The organism is Micromonospora sp. NPDC004551, assembly GCF_040609975.1.
Taxonomy (GTDB): domain Bacteria; phylum Actinomycetota; class Actinomycetes; order Mycobacteriales; family Micromonosporaceae; genus Micromonospora.
Genome location: NZ_JBEXLM010000026.1, coordinates 87,260 through 103,315, shown reverse-complemented (window position 1 = coordinate 103,315; position 16,056 = coordinate 87,260). Strand labels below are relative to the sequence as shown.

The 16,056-nt window shown below is 70.8% G+C and carries 11 protein-coding genes; 6 read left to right on the top strand and 5 right to left on the bottom strand.

Annotated features, from left to right (window positions below; genetic code table 11):
* Positions 1-124: 124 nt before the first annotated feature.
* Positions 125-2,908 (bottom strand): transglycosylase domain-containing protein, encoded by a 2,784-nt coding sequence (locus ABZW14_RS26205; protein WP_355351289.1) that lies wholly within the window; start codon positions 2,906-2,908, stop codon positions 125-127.
* A gap of 194 nt (positions 2,909-3,102) precedes the next feature.
* A complete protein-coding gene (locus ABZW14_RS26200; protein ID WP_154229238.1) occupies positions 3,103-3,549 on the bottom strand; it encodes a DUF5318 domain-containing protein in 447 nt (148 codons plus the stop codon).
* A 174-nt stretch (positions 3,550-3,723) separates the two neighbouring features.
* On the opposite strand from ABZW14_RS26200, the gene ABZW14_RS26195 reads away from it, so the two are divergent.
* Both ABZW14_RS26195 and ABZW14_RS26190 read left to right on the top strand, forming a co-directional pair.
* Positions 3,724-4,362: a PadR family transcriptional regulator gene (locus tag ABZW14_RS26195; RefSeq protein WP_355351287.1), complete on the top strand. Its 639-nt coding sequence runs from the start codon at positions 3,724-3,726 to the stop codon at positions 4,360-4,362.
* Positions 4,363-4,386: 24 nt separating this feature from the next.
* Positions 4,387-5,466, top strand: a complete 1,080-nt coding sequence (locus tag ABZW14_RS26190) for an inositol-3-phosphate synthase (RefSeq protein ID WP_148429151.1) — start codon at positions 4,387-4,389, stop codon at positions 5,464-5,466.
* Positions 5,467-5,526: 60 nt separating this feature from the next.
* On the opposite strand, the gene ABZW14_RS26185 is transcribed toward ABZW14_RS26190, so the two are convergent.
* Positions 5,527-6,006, bottom strand: a complete 480-nt coding sequence (locus tag ABZW14_RS26185; RefSeq protein ID WP_355351285.1) for a methylated-DNA--[protein]-cysteine S-methyltransferase — start codon at positions 6,004-6,006, stop codon at positions 5,527-5,529.
* 241 nt (positions 6,007-6,247) lie between these two features.
* Between ABZW14_RS26185 and ABZW14_RS26180 the strand changes: the two genes are divergently transcribed.
* A complete protein-coding gene (locus ABZW14_RS26180; protein WP_355351283.1) occupies positions 6,248-6,790 on the top strand; it encodes a hypothetical protein in 543 nt (180 codons plus the stop codon).
* A 26-nt stretch (positions 6,791-6,816) separates the two neighbouring features.
* On the top strand, positions 6,817-8,325 hold the full coding sequence (locus tag ABZW14_RS26175) for an SPFH domain-containing protein (protein ID WP_355351281.1): 1,509 nt from the start codon (positions 6,817-6,819) through the stop codon (positions 8,323-8,325).
* A 73-nt stretch (positions 8,326-8,398) separates the two neighbouring features.
* Here the strand turns inward: ABZW14_RS26175 and ABZW14_RS26170 are convergent, their stop codons facing one another.
* Positions 8,399-10,438, bottom strand: a complete 2,040-nt coding sequence (locus ABZW14_RS26170) for a S8 family serine peptidase (RefSeq protein WP_355351279.1) — start codon at positions 10,436-10,438, stop codon at positions 8,399-8,401.
* A gap of 183 nt (positions 10,439-10,621) precedes the next feature.
* Positions 10,622-12,082: a CCA tRNA nucleotidyltransferase gene (locus ABZW14_RS26165; RefSeq protein ID WP_355351277.1), complete on the bottom strand. Its 1,461-nt coding sequence runs from the start codon at positions 12,080-12,082 to the stop codon at positions 10,622-10,624.
* Between the two features lie 132 nt (positions 12,083-12,214).
* On the opposite strand from ABZW14_RS26165, the gene murJ reads away from it, so the two are divergent.
* Together murJ and ABZW14_RS26155 are read left to right on the top strand one after the other, a co-directional pair.
* Positions 12,215-13,954 (top strand): murein biosynthesis integral membrane protein MurJ, encoded by a 1,740-nt coding sequence (gene murJ / locus ABZW14_RS26160; RefSeq protein WP_355351275.1) that lies wholly within the window; start codon positions 12,215-12,217, stop codon positions 13,952-13,954.
* A 446-nt stretch (positions 13,955-14,400) separates the two neighbouring features.
* A complete protein-coding gene (locus tag ABZW14_RS26155) occupies positions 14,401-16,014 on the top strand; it encodes a protein kinase family protein (protein ID WP_355351273.1) in 1,614 nt (537 codons plus the stop codon).
* Positions 16,015-16,056: the final 42 nt, after the last annotated feature.

Below are 16,056 nucleotides of genomic sequence, written 5' to 3'. Positions count from 1 at the left end.
TTTGTGGTTTTTTTTGCTCTAGTGTTCTCTTCAGTCCCCCGCCCCCTCCCCGTGGCCCGGCCCGCCCCCCCCGCGCGGGGCCCCCCCCCCCCGGGCCCCCCCCCCGCCGCCGTGAGCCGTGATGTCAGTACGTCTGGCGGGTGGGTGATGTGCTCGGTAGCAGGCCGCCGCCGCGACCACCACCCGGCCCCGGCGGGTTGCCCGGCCCGGTGTTGCCGCCGCCGTCGTTCCCGCCACCGTTGTTGCCACCGTTGCCGCCCGGGCAGAACAGGCCCAGCGGGTCGCAGCCCGGCTGCTGGCCCGGCAGCGGCACCTCCGGCGGCGGCTGCTCGCCGTTCCCGGCGTCGTCCTTCCCGATGTGTGCGGCCGGCGGGAAGTCTTCCTTGTCCTTGCCCTTGAGCGCCTCGTTCATGAAGCGCTGGAAGATGGCGCCGGGCATCTTGGCACCACTGATCTTGTTGCCGTTCTTGTCCTCGATCGCCTTGCGGGCGTCCTTGTTGCCGACCCAGACGGCGGTGGCGAGCTGCGGCGTGAAGCCGATCATCCAGGCATCACCGTTGGCGAGCGGGTCCTTCGGGTCGCCGAGTTCCCAGGTACCGGTCTTCTCGGCGGCCTTGCGGCCGTCTTCGAGTCGACGGTTCACCTGTGCCGGATACTGCTGCAGCACCGCCGTGACGTCCGCTACGACGTCCGCTCGGATGCGCTGCTGGCCACCGAGCTTCTCACCGCCGATCTTCTCCCAGTTGCCGGTGACGGTGTTCTGCTTCTGCACCAGCTTGACGAAGTGCGCCTTGTTGTAGACGCCCCGGTTGGCGAAGGTCGCCACGCCATTGGCGTGGTCCAGCACCGTGATCGGGTATTTGCCGAAGCCGACGTTGTAGTAGAACGGCTCCGGGGCCACGTCGGAGCCCTTCAGTTTGGTGAGGTCGTACGGCTTCGCCGGGGTCGTGTCCGTCCGCCACATCGTGCTGATACCGGCGCGCTTGGCCATGTCGACGACCTTGTCCGGGCCGATCTGTTGGGTGACGTGCCAGAACGGTACGTTCAACGAGAGGAGCGTGGACTTCTCCAGCGTGCACGAGTCGTGGCAGGACGGGTCCGGATCGCCCGCGTTGCTGATCGGATCCTTGAAGCCTTCCGGCGTGAAGGCCTTGCCCTTCCAGCGGGACTTGATGGAGATGTCGTTGTCGAGCGCCGCGGCCAAGGTGTAGATCTTGAAGCTCGAACCCGGCGAGTGGCCACCGCTCAACACGCCGTTGTCGATGTTCTTGCCGGCGTAGTCGAAGTCGGTGCCGTTGTCCCCACCGTAGTAGGCGAGCACTCGACCCGTCTCCGGGTCGATCGACACCACGGCGGCCATCAGGTTCTTCGGCTGCCCGTAGAGCTCGGAGCCCTTCTTGGCCCGCTGGGCGGCGGCGAGCGCCGCCTCCTGCATCTTCTTGTCGATGGTGGTGGTGATCTTGTAGCCGCCCCGACTCAGCGCCTTCGAGCAGAGCGGTTTTCTCTCGGTCACCTCGGCCTCGTTGTCGGTGCAGAGCTTCATCTCGCGCAGTTCCTGCGAGACGTAGTTGACGACGTTGCCGTACGGGGTGTCGATGCCGAAACCGCCGTTGGTCTTCGAGGGCTTCTGCAGCGTCTTGGTCGGGTATTCGGTGGGGTGCTGCGGCATGTTCGGCGCGTCGAGCCACTTCTCGGCGATCATGCCGTTGATGACGTAGTTCCACCGGTCCAGCGCGGCCTGCTGGTTGATGGCCGGGTCGTAGCCCTTGTGCGTGGTGCTCGGCTCGGGCTGCTTGATGAGCGCGGCGAGCACGGCCGCCTCCGCCACGGTCAGCTTCGAGACGTCCTTCTTGAAGTACGTCTGCGCCGCCGCCTGGATGCCGTATGCGCCGCGGCCGAAGTAGATCACGTTCAGGTAGTGCTGCATGATCTGCTTCTTGTCGTACTTGTCGTTCAGCTTGGAGGCGAGGATCGCCTCCTTCACCTTGCGGCCGTACGTGTCCTGGTTCAGGTTGTCGAAGGCGTTGCGCGCGTACTGCTGGGTGATCGTCGAGGCGCCCTGCTTGTCGCCGCCGCTGATGTTGTTCCAGGCGGCCCGGGCGATGCCCTTGTAGTCCACCCCGGAGTGCCGGTAGAAGTTCCGGTCCTCGGCCGCGGCGACGGCGTGCTGCACCCACTCCGGGATCTGGTTGATGGTGACCAGCTGCCGGTTCTGGTCACCGATCTTGGCGATGGGGTTCTTGCCGGTGCTGTCATAGATCGTCGTGGACAGCGGCGGGATGGTGTCCTCGGGGAGCGGCACCTTCTGCGAATACCAGGTGAAGCCGACCACGCCCATGCCGGCGAGCATGATGAAGACGGCGAACCCGGCGATCATGATGTTGATGCGCCGGCGCTTCTTGGCCCGGGCCCGCGACGCCGGATCGTCCCCGCGCCCGCCGCGACCACCCCGGCCGGGGCCGGTCGGACCGCCGGGCCCACCGGGGCCGCCGCCGGCCATGCCGGGAACGCCGGCACGGGCCACCGCAGCCCGGCCGCCCACGGCCGCCGAGCCGACGCTCGCCCGCCCGGCCGTGCCGACGCTCGCCGCGCCGACGGACGCACGCCCGGCCGGTGCCCCCGGGGACACCGGCACGGAAGCCCGCCCGCCGGGTGCCGGCGAGACGGGCACCGAGGCGCGCCCCGGCCCGGCCCGGCCCACCGACGCCGAGCCTGCGACACCACGGGGTGCCGGGGCGGCACCGCCGACCGAGGCCCGGCCGCCGGATCCGGAGCCGCGCGGTGTCACGGAGGCCCGGGCCGACGCAGCGCCCTCCGACCCGGAGGACCAGCCGTTCCCGTGCGGGTCGCCGTTCGGGCCCGGGATCTGGGCCCGCCCACGCGAAGAACTGGGATCGCCGTAGTTCATTCCTCACACCCTGCCGGTCGCGGTGGGGCGCCGCAGCGCCGCCACCGGGTTGCCGTGAGCTGGAACACGAGACGCTACACCCCGGGCATGCCAGGGCGTGGGCGTCAAATCCGAGCTAATCGGAATTATCAGACTTGGTAGCTGTCGGTCGTCCCGCCCTGGGGTCGGGCCGGGTTCGATCGGGACAGCCGGGTTCACCGTTGCGCCTCTCGCCTTCGCCGAGGGGTGGAGCCGGTCGCGGTCTCCTGCTCCGCCGCGTCCTCCGTGCCGCCGGCCAGCCCGTCCCGGCCGAGCAGGAACTGCTCGACGAGATGGTTCCAGTCACAGCCGGGGCACACCTCCACCACGAACACCTGGAACTCACGCAGCGTCATGGCCAGGACCGGCAACTCCGCACGGGTGCGCGCCTGCCCGGCCGACTGCTTGAGTTCGTCGCCGTAAATGTAGTGGACGTGGATGAGGTTCTCGCTGCGGCAGATCGGGCAGCGCTCGTCGGTGGGCTCACCGTGGAAGCGAGCGGCGTTCTTCAGGTACGGCGAGGCGTCGCAGACGTCGTAGGTGCCGATCCGCCCGGTGAGGAGTTCACGCAGCACCGCTCGCTTCTGGAGCGAGTAGTCGACCACCTGGCGCTGCGTACGCATGCGGGAAAGGGTACGCGGTCCGGCGGGGCGAGGCGACCACCGTCACGATCCGTGACGACAGAACCGCGGAATCGAGGGTTTGCCCTGATCATGCGTCTCCGCTAACGTGCGATGTATCGGACCGATACATCGCGGCGGTTACCGCTCCGCGCCGGGGGTAAGAAGGGATGGCCCGTGCTCGAGTTCGCCATCCTGGGCCTCCTGCAGGAGGCTCCGATGCACGGCTACGAGCTGCGCAAGGAGTTGACCGCCAAGCTCGGCGCGATCCGGGCGGCGATCAGCTACGGCTCGCTCTACCCGACCCTGCGCCGGCTGCAGGCGGCGGGATGGATCACCGAGGCCGCCGAGACACCCGCCACCGCCGAGGAGGTTCCCGCGCTGACCAGCCGACGCGGTCGGGTGGTCTACACCATTACCGCCGAGGGCAAGGAACGCTTCGCCCAGCTCATAGCGCAGGCTGGACCCGAGACGTACGACGACACGGGCTTCGGCGTGCACTTCGCGTTCTTCGCCCGGACCGACCAGGCCACCCGGCTCCGGATCCTGGAAGGTCGTCGTCGAAAGATCGAGGAGCGTCGCGAAGGCCTTCGTGACGTGCTCGGCCGGGCGGCCGAGCGGCTCGACGCGTACACCCTGGAACTGCAACGCCACGGGCTCGACGCCTGTGAGCGCGAGGTCCGCTGGCTGGAGGAGCTCATCGCCAACGAGCGCTCCGGCCGGGCCCCGACGGTCCCCCAACCCGGGACGGCCGGCGGCCGACGAGATAACGACAGCCCGCCCCCACCTGGAGAGTCCAGGAAAGAGCGGCCGTGATGAAAGAAGAAGGAGGCAGACGTTATGGGCTCCGTCCGCGTCGCCATCGTCGGTGTGGGTAACTGCGCCTCGTCCCTCGTGCAGGGCGTGGAGTACTACCGGAACGCCGACCCGAACGACCGCGTCCCGGGTCTCATGCACGTCACCTTCGGCGACTACCACGTCTCCGACGTGAAGTTCGTCGCGGCGTTCGACGTGGACGCCAAGAAGGTGGGCATGGACCTCGCCGAGGCCATCGTGGCCAGCGAAAACAACACCATCAAGCTGTGCGACGTGCCGCCGACCGGCGTCACCGTGCAGCGCGGCCCGACCTTCGACGGTCTCGGCCAGTACTACCGCGAGATCATCGAGGAGTCGGACGCCGAGCCGGTCGACGTGGCCCAGGCGCTGCGCGACGCGCAGGTCGATGTGGTCGTCTCCTACCTGCCGGTGGGCTCCGAGCAGGCCGACAAGTTCTACGCCCAGGCCGCGATCGACGCGGGCTGCGCGTTCGTGAACGCGCTGCCGGTCTTCATCGCCTCCGACCCCGAGTGGGCGAAGAAGTTCGAGGACGCGGGCCTGCCGATCGTCGGTGACGACATCAAGAGCCAGGTCGGCGCCACCATCGTGCACCGCGCCCTGGCGAAGCTCTTCGAGGACCGCGGTGTCGAGCTGCTGCGCACGTACCAGCTCAACTTCGGCGGCAACATGGACTTTATGAACATGCTGGAGCGCAACCGCCTGGTCTCGAAGAAGATCTCGAAGACCCAGTCGGTGACCTCCCAGATCCCGCACGAGATGCAGAAGAGCGACGTGCACATCGGCCCGTCCGACCACGTGCCGTGGCTGGACGACCGCAAGTGGGCGTACATCCGCCTGGAGGGCCGTTCCTTCGGTGACACCCCGCTCAACGCCGAGCTCAAGCTCGAGGTGTGGGACTCCCCGAACTCGGCCGGTGTCATCATCGACGCCGTCCGGGCCGCGAAGATCGCGCTGGACCGGAAGATCGGTGGCCCGATCCTCTCCGCGTCCTCGTACTTCATGAAGTCCCCGCCGAAGCAGTACGCCGACCACGACGCGCACGCCGCCGTCGAGGCGTTCATCGCCGGCGAGGTCGAGCGCTGACGCGCTGAGCACACCGAAGAAGGCCGGGTCCGCACGGACCCGGCCTTCTTCTCGCGTACGTCAGGACCAGGCTCGCCGCAGCGCCACGGCCGCCTCGAGTTCCAGCAGGGTCACCTTGCGCGGCAGCCCCCCGCCGAAGCCCACCAGCTTGCCGCCCGCCCCGACGATCCGGTGGCAGGGCACGAGCACCGGGATCGGGTTGCGGTTGCAGGCCACCCCGACCGCCCGGGCCCCGCCCGGGTCGCCGACCGCCTTCGCCACCTCGCCGTAGGTCTTCGTCTCCCCGTAGGGAATCCGGGTCATCTCGCGCCAGACCGCGCGCTCGAACTCCGAGCCCCGCGGCGCCACCACCGGCACGGTGAACCCGGTCAGCTCACCGGCGAAGTACGCCCGCAGCTCGGCCACCGCCAGCCGGGCGACCTCGTCGTGGGGCTCGTCGGTCGCCGACGCCACCCGCCCGAAGTGCGCCCCACGGACGGCGTCGTCATCGGTGCCGACGGAGAACTCCCCGATCGGTGAGTCGAGCACGGTCCAACGCATGTCGCCCATTGTCCCGCGCCATGGGGCGAAGTTCCTCCCGCCCCGGGCGTCTGAGGCTGTGGAGGTGGGCGATGGCTGAGGTCGACGGAAGTGCACCGCGTTCGTCAAGGAACGGGGAGGAGCCCTGCTGCGCGTCGCTCGCCGACCCGTCCGGCCGGGAGCTGGTCCGCCAGCACTGCCGAAGCAGCTGGTCGATCTTGAGGTGAGTGTCGCTCCCCGCTGACCGTTCGGTCGGTCGTTGATGTTGCGCGACATCGATACCGTGCAGGTCGTGGCCACGGGGACGCTCATCTTCCTGATCATCGGCGGGGCGGGGGTCGCGGTGCTGACGCTCGCCCTGCTCGGGTCGGGCGTGCTGCACCTCGGCCATCCGGACGTCGACGGGCCGGTGTCGCTGGAGGCGGTCGCCGGGTTCACCGGAGCGTTCGGCTTCGGCGCCGCGATCGTCAACGAGCTGCTCGGTGGGCGTACCCCCGGGATGATCGCGGCGGCGGTGGCCGGCGGCGCGTTCGCCGCCGTGCCCACCGGCTGGCTGGCGGCCCGGCTCAGCCGCGCGGCCCGGAACATGCGCACGGACGCCACGCCGACCCGGGACCACCTGGTCGGCGCGATCGGCCTGGTGGTGACCCCGGTCCCCGCCGACGGCTACGGCGAGGTCCGGGTACGCCTCGCCGGCCAGCCGGTCAAACTCAACGCCCGGGCCGACCGCGCCATCCCGGTCGGCGCCCGGATCTTCGTGGTCGAAGCGCTCAGCGAGACCAGCGTGCACGTCGAGACCTACTGATTCCCCCAGCACAGACGGGAACTCCCATGCCCCTGCTCGTCGCCATCGGCGGCGCGGTTCTCCTCGCCGTCGTCCTCGTCCTCTTCGTGCTCTCCCGGATCAAGGTGGCCGGCCCGAACGAGGCGTTCATCGTCACCGGCCGCAAGGGCCGGACCACCCAGACCGCCGACGGCGGACGCTCCACCGACATGTCGGGGCAGAAGGTCGTGCTCGGCGCATCGGTCTTCGTCCTGCCGGTGGTACAGAAGCTCCAGTCCCTCGACCTGTCCAGCCGGCGGATCGACGTCGGCATCAAGGGCGCGGTGAGCAAGCAGGGCATCCGCACGGACCTGCACGGCGTGGCCATCGTCAAGGTCGGCGGCACCGAGGACGCCATCCGCGCGGCCGCCCAGCGGTTCCTGCACCAGCAGGACGAGATCGAGGACTTCACGCGGGAGGTGCTGGCCGGCGCCCTGCGCTCGATCGTCGGCCGGCTCACCGTCGAGGAGGTCATCCGGGACCGCGCCGCGTTCGCCAGCGCGGTCGCCGAGGAGGCCGAGCACTCGATGACCAACCAGGGCCTGGTGCTGGACACCTTCCAGCTCCAGGACATCCTGGCCGAGGGGTCCTACCTGTCCGACCTCGGCCGGCCCGAGGCGGCCCGGGTACTCAAGGACGCGGCCATCGCCGAAGCGCGGGCCCGGCAGCAGGCCGAGCAGGAGCGGCTGCTCGCCGAGGAGGCCATCGCCGAGGCGAACCGGAACCTGTCGCTCAAGCAGGCGGCCATCCAGGCCGAGATCGACGCGGCCAAGGCGAAGTCGGCGGCGGCCGGCCCGCTCGCCCAGGCCGAGCGGGACCAGGCCATCCTCACCGAGCAGCAGAAGGTCGCCGAGCGCAACGCCGAGCTGAAGCAGCGTCAGCTCGACACGGAGGTGCGCAAGCCGGCCGACGCGGCCCGCTACAAGGTCGAGCAGGAGGCCGAGGCGGCCCGCAACGCGGCGGTGCTCAGCGCGGACGCGCAGCGGCAGGCCACCATCGCCGCCGCGCAGGCCGCGGCCGAGCAGGCCCGGCTCACCGGTGAGGGCGAGCGGGCCCGCCGGGCCGCGCTGGCCGAGGCGAACGCGATCGAGGGCGCCAAGGAGGGTGAGGCGGAGCAGCGCCGGCGTTCCGCGATCGCCGAGGCGGTCGAGCGCGAGGGTCAGGCCGAGGCCGCGGCCATCCTGGCGAGGGGTCAGGCGGAGGCCGACGCGATGGCCCGCAAGGCCGAGGCGTTCGCCGCGTACGGTGAGGCCGCCGTGCTGGACCTGCTGGTCAAGGTGCTGCCGCAGGTGGTCGAGGCGGCCAGCGCTCCGATCGGCGCGATCGACAAGATGACGGTCATCTCGACCGACGGCGCCTCGTCACTGACCAAGTCGGTCGCCGGCAACGTCGCGCAGGGCCTCCAGCTCGGCAGCGACCTCACCGGCATCGACCTGGCCGGTCTGCTCGCCAAGCTGGGCAGCGCGTCCACCGGCAACGGCCGGACCGCGGTGGACGGCAGCACCGTGGAACGCTGACCCGGAACGGAAACGACGGCGCCCGCCGGACCCCCTCCTCGGGGAACTCCGGCGGGCGCCGAGCTGTGACCGGTCAGATGACCGCGACGACGAACTTCTCGCCGATGCCGAGACCCAGGGTCTCGCTGTTCCAGTCGATGGTGCGGCTGGAGATGAGCTGGCTGGTGCCGGTGCTGCCGGCGGTGACCGCCTGCCCGTCGACGTACGCCCGCAGGTAGATCGAGCCGTCCGGGTTGTAGTCGAGGAAGTCGAACGTCTCCCACGGGCCGATCGAGGCGGACCGGGCGATCAGCGGCTTCGCGCCGGCGCTCTCGGCGGTCACGAACTTGCCGTTGATCAGCGCCTTGAGACCGAAGAAGCCGTCGCCCACGCTGACGATCTCGAACTTCTCCCAGGCACCGACGGTCGCGGAGCGGGCGATCAGCGGCTTGGCGCCGCCGCTCTCCGCGGTCACGAACATGTTGTTCGCCAGCGACTTGATGCCGACGATCGGGGCGGGCGCGTCGAAGTCGAACTTCTCGGCGGTGCCGATCGCGGTCTTGCTGGCGATCAGCGGGGAGGTGGTGCTCGGCGCCGTGACGTACCGGCCGTTGATCGCCGCCTTCAGGCTGATCGTGCCGTCGGTGTTGTCGATGATCTGGAACTTCTCCCAGGCGCCGATCGAGGCGGCACGGGCGATCAGCGGCTTCGCGCCCGCGCTCTCCGCGGTGACGAACTTGTTGGTGACCCGGGCGCGCAGGCCGAACAGGCCGCCGCCGGCGTCCACCACGTCGTACTTCTCCCAGGCCCCGATGCTGGTGCCCCGGGCGATCAGCGGCTTCGTGCCGGCGCTCTCCGCGGTCACGTAGCGGCCGTTGACCCGGGCCTTGAGGCCGTACGAGCCGCGGGCGGTCGGCACCGTGCCGACGTGCAGCAGCCGGTCGATGGAGCCCATGGTGTCGTGCACCGCGCCGCCGAGGCCGGTGGTGACGACGGAGTCCCGCACCTGCTGCGGCGTCCAGGTCGGGTGCGCCTCCAGCAGGAGCGCGGCGGCGCCCGCCACGTGCGGGGAGGCCATCGAGGTGCCGTTCATGGCCACCGAGCCGTTGGTGGTGCCCATGGCGGCGGAGACGATCCCGGTGCCCGGCGCGAAGGTGTCGAGGCAGCGGCCGTAGTTGGAGAACCAGGCCCGGAAGTCCACCTGGTCCGTGGCGCCGACCGTGATGGCCGCCGGCACGTTCGCCGGGGAGACGCCACAGGCGTCCTGCATGCTGTTGCCGGCCGCGACCGCGTAGGTGACACCGGAGGCGATGGAGCGGGTGACCGCGTCGTTGACCGCCTGGTCGGTGCCGCCGAAGCCGAGGCTCATGTTGGCCACGGCCGGCTTCACGGCGTTGGTGGTCACCCAGTCGATGCCGGCGAGGACCTGCTCTGAGGTGCCGCTGCCCTCGCAGTCCAGCACCCGCACGGCGACGAGGTTGACGTCCTTGGCCACGCCGTACTTCGTGCCGCCGATGGTGCCGGCCACGTGTGTGCCGTGGCCGTCGCAGTCCTGGGCCACGTTGTCCTGGTCGACGGCGTCGTAGCCGTTGCTGGCCCGCCCGCCGAAGTCCTGGTGGGCGATGTCGATGCCGGTGTCGATGACGTACGCGGTCACGCCGGCACCGGTCGCCGGGTACGTGTACTTGCTGTCGGTCTTCGTCTTCGTCTGGTCGATCCGGTCCAGGCCCCAGGGCGGGGTGGTCTGGGTGCCGCTGGCGGACCAGCGCTGGACCTGCTGGACGTAGGCGACGTCGGGATCGGCCGCGAGCTTCTCGGCCTGCCGGCGGTTCATGGTGGCCGAGTAGCCGTGCAGCGCCTTGCTGAACACCCGGCGGACCGAGCCGCCGTGCTCGTCGGCCAGCGCCGACGCGCTCGCCCGCACCTGGGCGGGGGTGGCCTTGCCGTTCTTCAGGACGACGATGTAGCGGTCCGGCACCGCCTCGGCGGAGCCGGCGCCCCGGACCGCGGCTCGTGGCGGGTCGCTCGGGTCGGCCAGGGCGGGGCCGCCGGTGGCGGCGCAGATGACGGAGGTAGCCGAGGTGAGGGCGAGCCCCACCAGCGCAGAGCGGCGCAGGGCGCCGTGGCGTCTCACTGAGAAATCTCCCCGTGTCCAGCGACCGTCCGGATCGGACGGGCGGATGCGATCAGCAACGCCTCACCTATGGATCGGGAGGCCGGTGATGACCAACATCATGCGGGAGACATCGACCGTTGCGCGTCAACCTTTCGGTCGACACGCCGGCGTATCGTCGTCAGCCGTCGCCGGTCGCCGGCCTCAGCCGAGGACGTTCTGCTCCCGGGCCCAGCGCAGCAGCTCGGCCTCCGCCTCGTCCCGCTCCAGCGGGCCGCGCTCCAGCCGCAGCTCCTTGAGGTGCTGCCAGGCCCGACCGACGAGCGGCCCCGGCGGCACGCCGAGCAGCTCCATGATCGCGTTGCCGTCGAGGTCGGGGCGGACCCGGGCCAGGTCCTCGTCGGCGGCGATCCGGGCGATGCGCTCCTCCAGCGCGTCGTAGTCGGCGGCGAGCTGGGCCGCCTTGCGCCGGTTGCGGGTGGTGCAGTCGGAGCGCGTCAGCTTGTGCAGGCGGGTCAGCAGGTCACCGGCGTCCGTGACGTACCGGCGGACCGCCGAGTCGGTCCACTCGCCCCGGCCGTACCCGTAGAAACGCAGGTGCAGGCCGACCAGCTTGACCACCTGGGACGTGACGTCCTTCGGGTAGCGCATGGCCTTCATCCGGGCCTTGGTCAACCGGGCACCGACCACCTCGTGGTGGTGGAAGCTGACCCGGCCGTCCGGGCCGACCGCCTTGGTGGCCGGCTTGCCGACGTCGTGCATGAGCGCGGCCATCCGCAGCACGAAGTCGCAGCCCGCCTCCTCCATCGACATGGCGTTGCTCACCACGGTCAGCGTGTGCTCGTAGACGTCCTTGTGCTGGGCGTGCTCGTCGATCTCCAGCTTGAGCCCGGTCAGCTCCGGGAGGAAGCGCTCCGCCAGCCCGGTGTCGACCAGCAGCCGCAGCCCGGTGATCGGGTCGGCGCCGCAGAGCAGCTTGGTGAACTCGTCCCGGATCCGCTCGGCGGTGATCCGGTCCAGGTCGGCGGCCATCCGGGTCATCGCCGCGCGGACGTCCGGGTGGACCGAGAAGCGCAGCTGAGCGGCGAACCGGGCCGCGCGCAGCATCCGCAGCGGGTCGTCCCGGAACGACTCCTGCGGCGTGCCAGGGGTACGGATGATCTTCGCGGCCAGGTCGGCCAGGCCGCCGTAGGGGTCGGTGAACCGGTGATCCGGAACGCTGACCGCCATCGCGTTGACCGTGAAGTCCCGGCGCTTGAGGTCGTCGACCAGGTTGGTCCCGTACTCGACGACCGGGTTCCGGCTGACCTGGTCGTACGCCTCCGCGCGGAAGGTGGTGATCTCCAGCCGGAGCCCGTCGCGCTGGCAGCCGATGGTGCCGAACTCCCGCCCGGTCTCCCAGATCGACTCGGCCCAGCCGCGGATGATCCGGATGGTCTGGTCCGGGTGGGCGTCGGTGCAGAAGTCCAGATCTTCACCGAGGCGGGCGAGCAGAGCGTCCCGGACCGAGCCGCCCACCAGGTGCAGTTCGTGACCGGCCTGGGCGAAACGCCGGCCCAGCTCGTCGGCGACCGGCGAGACGCGGAGCAGTTCGGCGACGGCGTTGCGCTGCGCCGCGGTCAGGTCGCGGCGGTCGGCGGCGTGGGAGGCGGAGGCTTCGGACATGGGATCGCCAGCCTATCGGGCCGGGGCCGTAGCTCCTGCGCCGGGCGCGGGTAACGGGCCGAGGTTGACTAAGGTTTCGGTTGGGCGGGGCCGGGGAGGCCCGGCTCTGGCGTACCCCTTGGAGGCTGGGAGATGAGCGGCGGGCTCTACCGCAGCGCGAACGCGCACGGCGGCGGCCTGCCGCCGGACGACGGCGCCACCTTCATCTCGGCGGAGCCGCTGAACCAGCCGGGGGTCGAGGCGACCGCGCCGCCGCAGGAGGTGGTCGCGGAGACCAGCGCCGCGGCGAACAGCGCGGTGATGGCGATCGGCAGCCTGGTCAGCCGGGGCACCGGCTTCGTCCGGAACCTGATGGTCGGTGCGGCGCTGGGCAACCTGGTCGGCAACGTCTTCACCACCGCCCAGTTCCTGCCGAACCAGGTCTACGAGTTCCTGCTCGGCGGCGTGCTCACCAGCGTGCTCATTCCGGTGCTGGTCCGCCGCCGCAAGTCCGACCCCGACCGGGGTGAGGCGTACGCCCAGCGGCTGCTGACCCTGGCGGTGATCGCGCTGGCCGCCACCGCGCTGATCGCGATGGCCGGCGCGTCGATCCTGACCGCGCTCTACGCCAGCGGCAAGGACAAGAGCTACACCGACCTGGTCACCGACCTGTCGTACCTGATGCTGCCGATGTTGTTCTTCACCGGCCTGAGCGCGCTGATCGCCGCGGTGCTGAACACGCGGGGGCACTTCGCCGCCCCGATGTGGGCGCCGATCCTCAACAACCTCGTGGTGATCGGCGCCTTCGGCCTCTACATCCTCATCTACGGCGCGAAGGCGATCCGGCCGGAGGACATGGGCTGGGGGCAGATTCTGCTGGTCGGCGGGGGCGCCCTGCTCGGCGTGGCGGTCCAGGCGGCCGGCCTGCTGCCGGCCCTGCGCAAGGTCGGCTTCCGGTGGAAGCTGCGCTTCGACTTCCGGGAGCTGGGGCTGCGTGAGCTGGCCCAGCTCGGCGCCTGGATGTTCTGCTACGTCGCGGTGAACCAGCTCGGCCTCTTCGTGGTGGTCAACCTGCTCACCCGGGCCGCGGGCGAGGACAGCGCCGGCCTGCTGATCTACAACAACGTCTTCCTGCTGCTGATGATGGCGCACGGCATCATCGCCGTCTCGATCATCACGGCGCTGATGCCCCGCATGAGCGCGGCGGCCGCCGACGGTCGGTTCCACGACGTCACCGCCGACCTGTCCCGGGGCACCCGGATGGTCACCGCGGTGCTCGCCCCGATCGCGGTCTGCTACGCGGTGCTGGCCGGTCCGATCTCGGTGGTGGTCTTCCGGTACGGCGCGTTCACCGGCGACAACGCCGTGGCCACCTCGACCGTGCTGCTGGTGGCGGCGATCGGTCTGGTGCCCTTCGCGATCAGCCAGCTCTTCACCTTCGCCTTCTACGCGCTGCCGGACACCCGCACCCCGGCGCTGGTCAACATCCCGGTGGTAGCCCTGCGGGTGCTCCTCCAGGTCGGCCTCTACCTGGCCTTCTCCGCCACCTTCGCAGCGGCGGGCATGATGCTCGGCAACGCGATCTCCTACGTGGCCGCGGCGGTCGTCTCGGCGCTGCTGCTCCGCCCCCGGGTCGGTCGGATCGGGCTGGGCGGGATCATGCGGACCATGGGCCGGGTGGTGATCGCCGCGCTGGGCGCGGCCCTGGTCGGCCTGCTCGTGGTGAAGGTCCTTCCCGGCGACCCGGCGCACCTGAGCTGGCTGGCCGCCGCCGTCCAGCTGGTGATCGGTGGCGCGGTGATCGGCGTGACGTACCTCGGGCTGGCCATGGCGCTGCGGATCGGCGAGATCACCGAGGTGGTCGGGATGGTGCGGCGCCGGCTCGGCCGGTGATCTCGGACGAGTGACCTCGACCGGCGCCGATGACGGACGGTGAACGAGGATCACCAGCCTGGGGACACGGCTGTGGATAACCCCGGGTTCCGCCGCCCACTGGGCCTCTCGGCCTGTGGACAACCAGCCGTACGGCTGAGGGTGGCCAGGCCGGAGCGGGGGAAACCCAGGACGGGTCCCCGCGGGCGCCACACCGGTGCGCCCCTGCGCCGACTACTTGCCGTCAACATCTAGATTGGGCGTGCGTGTCCCAGCGACGTGGCCGGACCGGGCCGTTCACCCGGCCGATCCCCGCGGTCACTGGCGTCCCACCGGCTCCGGCGGGAAGATGACATGTCGGAGAACCGGGCATCCCGGGTAAGGTCGCTCTCGACGGGTACGGCAGGTGCCGACTTGGGCGTCGACACCGGTCTGCCGGTCCCAGCCAAGGCAGAGCGGGAAGCCACATGCCCAGCAGCACGGGTCCATCGATCGACACGATCACCGAGGGAGGACGGGTGACCCAGGTCGGCGAGGGTCAGGAGGCGGAGGAGACCTCTCCTCCGGTCGTGACCTTCGGTGCTCCCGCGGTCGGTGAAGTCCTTGCCGAGCGGTACGAGCTGGTCGAGCACATCAACAACGACAGCGCCGGCCGACTGGTCTGGCGCGGGGTCGACGTCGTGCTGCGCCGTCCCGTCGCGGTGGTCCTCCGCTACCCGGGCGGCGACTCCGCCACCGAGATGCTCCAGGCGGCCGTCGCGGCCAGCCGGGTGATCCACCCCAACCTGGTCGGCGTCTACGACGCGATCGACGAGGCCGACCGGGCCTACGTGGTCCGCGAGTGGGTGGACGGCCAGTCGCTGCGCGAGCTGGTCACGGCCGACGGGCCCCTGGACCCGGCCCGGGCAACGGCCATCGGCAGCGCGATCGCCAGCGCCCTCGCCGCCGTGCACGCCACCGGCATGGTGCACGGCAACGTCCACCCCGGCACCGTGATGATCAGCGACGACGGCCGCGTGGTGCTGGCCGACGCGCGCACCGACGGGGCGGACAGCCAGGAGAACGACCTGCGGGCCGTCGGCGGTGTGCTCTACTTCGCCCTGACCGGGCACTGGCCCCACGGCGAGGCCCCGCTGCACGGCGCCACCGCCGGCCACGGCCGCGCCGCCCTCCCCGACGCGGTCCGGGACGCCAGCGGCGCCATCGCCGCTCCCCGCCAGGTGCGCGCCGGAGTGCCGGCGTACCTCGACGACCTCACCATGGACCTGCTCGACCCGGACATGGCCCCGCCCTCGTCGGACGTGCTGTCGGCCGAGCTGAACCGGCTCGACATCCCCGCCGACGAGCACTTCCTGGAGCAGGCCGGCCCGCTGCGCTTCACCGCCGACACCGAGGAGGAGCCCTCGCCGCTGGCCGCGGCCGGCGGCCGCAAGGTCGCCCTGGGCATCGCCGCGCTGCTGGCGGTGGCCCTGGTCGGGCTGCTCATCGGGATCAGCGCCCTCGGCGACGACAAGGACCCTGACAAGGAACGGGTGGCCCAGCCGACCAGCAGCGCCCCCGCTAACGGCGGCACGAGCGCTCCGGCCGCGCCGGTCCGCAAGCTCACCATCCAGGACGTCCGGATCATCGACCCGGAGAGCCGCGACCGCGCCGAGGTGCGGAACGCCGAGAAGGTCATCGACGGCGACCCGAACGACGGCTGGGAGACCGCCAGCTACCGGAACAACGGCAAGTTCGGCGGCCTGAAGAAGGGCATGGGCATCTGGATCGACCTCGGTGCCCCGCACACGGTCAAGTCGATCCAGGCCACCCTGTCGTCGACCGGCGCCTCGGCGGAGCTGCGCGCGGGCAAGAACGAGTTCCCGTCCAGCTCCAAGGGTGACAAGGACCTCGTCGCCGCCTACACCGAGCGCATCGGGCAGCCGTTCGAGGAGCACGACGGCACCACGATGACCTTCGACGGGTTCAACCCGGAGGAGAAATACCAGTACCTCCTCTTCTGGATCACCGAGCTGCCGGAGAAGGACAGCGGCGGCGGCTGGAAGCTCGGCGTCCAGGAACTGACGGTCCAGGGCTCGTGAGCCGTCCGCCGCACCCGGTGCACCGCCTCCGCCGGACGTGGT

Excerpts from the sequence above, each read along its gene's own strand:
- ABZW14_RS26165 (WP_355351277.1), bottom strand. The coding sequence starts at position 12,082 with ATGTCCGAAGCCTCCGCCTCCCACGCCGCCGACCGCCGCGACCTGACC.
- ABZW14_RS26185 (WP_355351285.1), bottom strand. The coding sequence starts at position 6,006 with ATGCGTTGGACCGTGCTCGACTCACCGATCGGGGAGTTCTCCGTCGGC.
- ABZW14_RS26200 (WP_154229238.1), bottom strand. The coding sequence starts at position 3,549 with ATGCGTACGCAGCGCCAGGTGGTCGACTACTCGCTCCAGAAGCGAGCG.
- ABZW14_RS26175 (WP_355351281.1), top strand. The coding sequence starts at position 6,817 with ATGCCCCTGCTCGTCGCCATCGGCGGCGCGGTTCTCCTCGCCGTCGTC.
- ABZW14_RS26205 (WP_355351289.1), bottom strand. The coding sequence starts at position 2,908 with ATGAACTACGGCGATCCCAGTTCTTCGCGTGGGCGGGCCCAGATCCCG.
- ABZW14_RS26155 (WP_355351273.1), top strand. The coding sequence starts at position 14,401 with ATGCCCAGCAGCACGGGTCCATCGATCGACACGATCACCGAGGGAGGA.
- ABZW14_RS26180 (WP_355351283.1), top strand. The coding sequence starts at position 6,248 with ATGTTGCGCGACATCGATACCGTGCAGGTCGTGGCCACGGGGACGCTC.
- ABZW14_RS26190 (WP_148429151.1), top strand. The coding sequence starts at position 4,387 with ATGGGCTCCGTCCGCGTCGCCATCGTCGGTGTGGGTAACTGCGCCTCG.
- murJ (WP_355351275.1), top strand. The coding sequence starts at position 12,215 with ATGAGCGGCGGGCTCTACCGCAGCGCGAACGCGCACGGCGGCGGCCTG.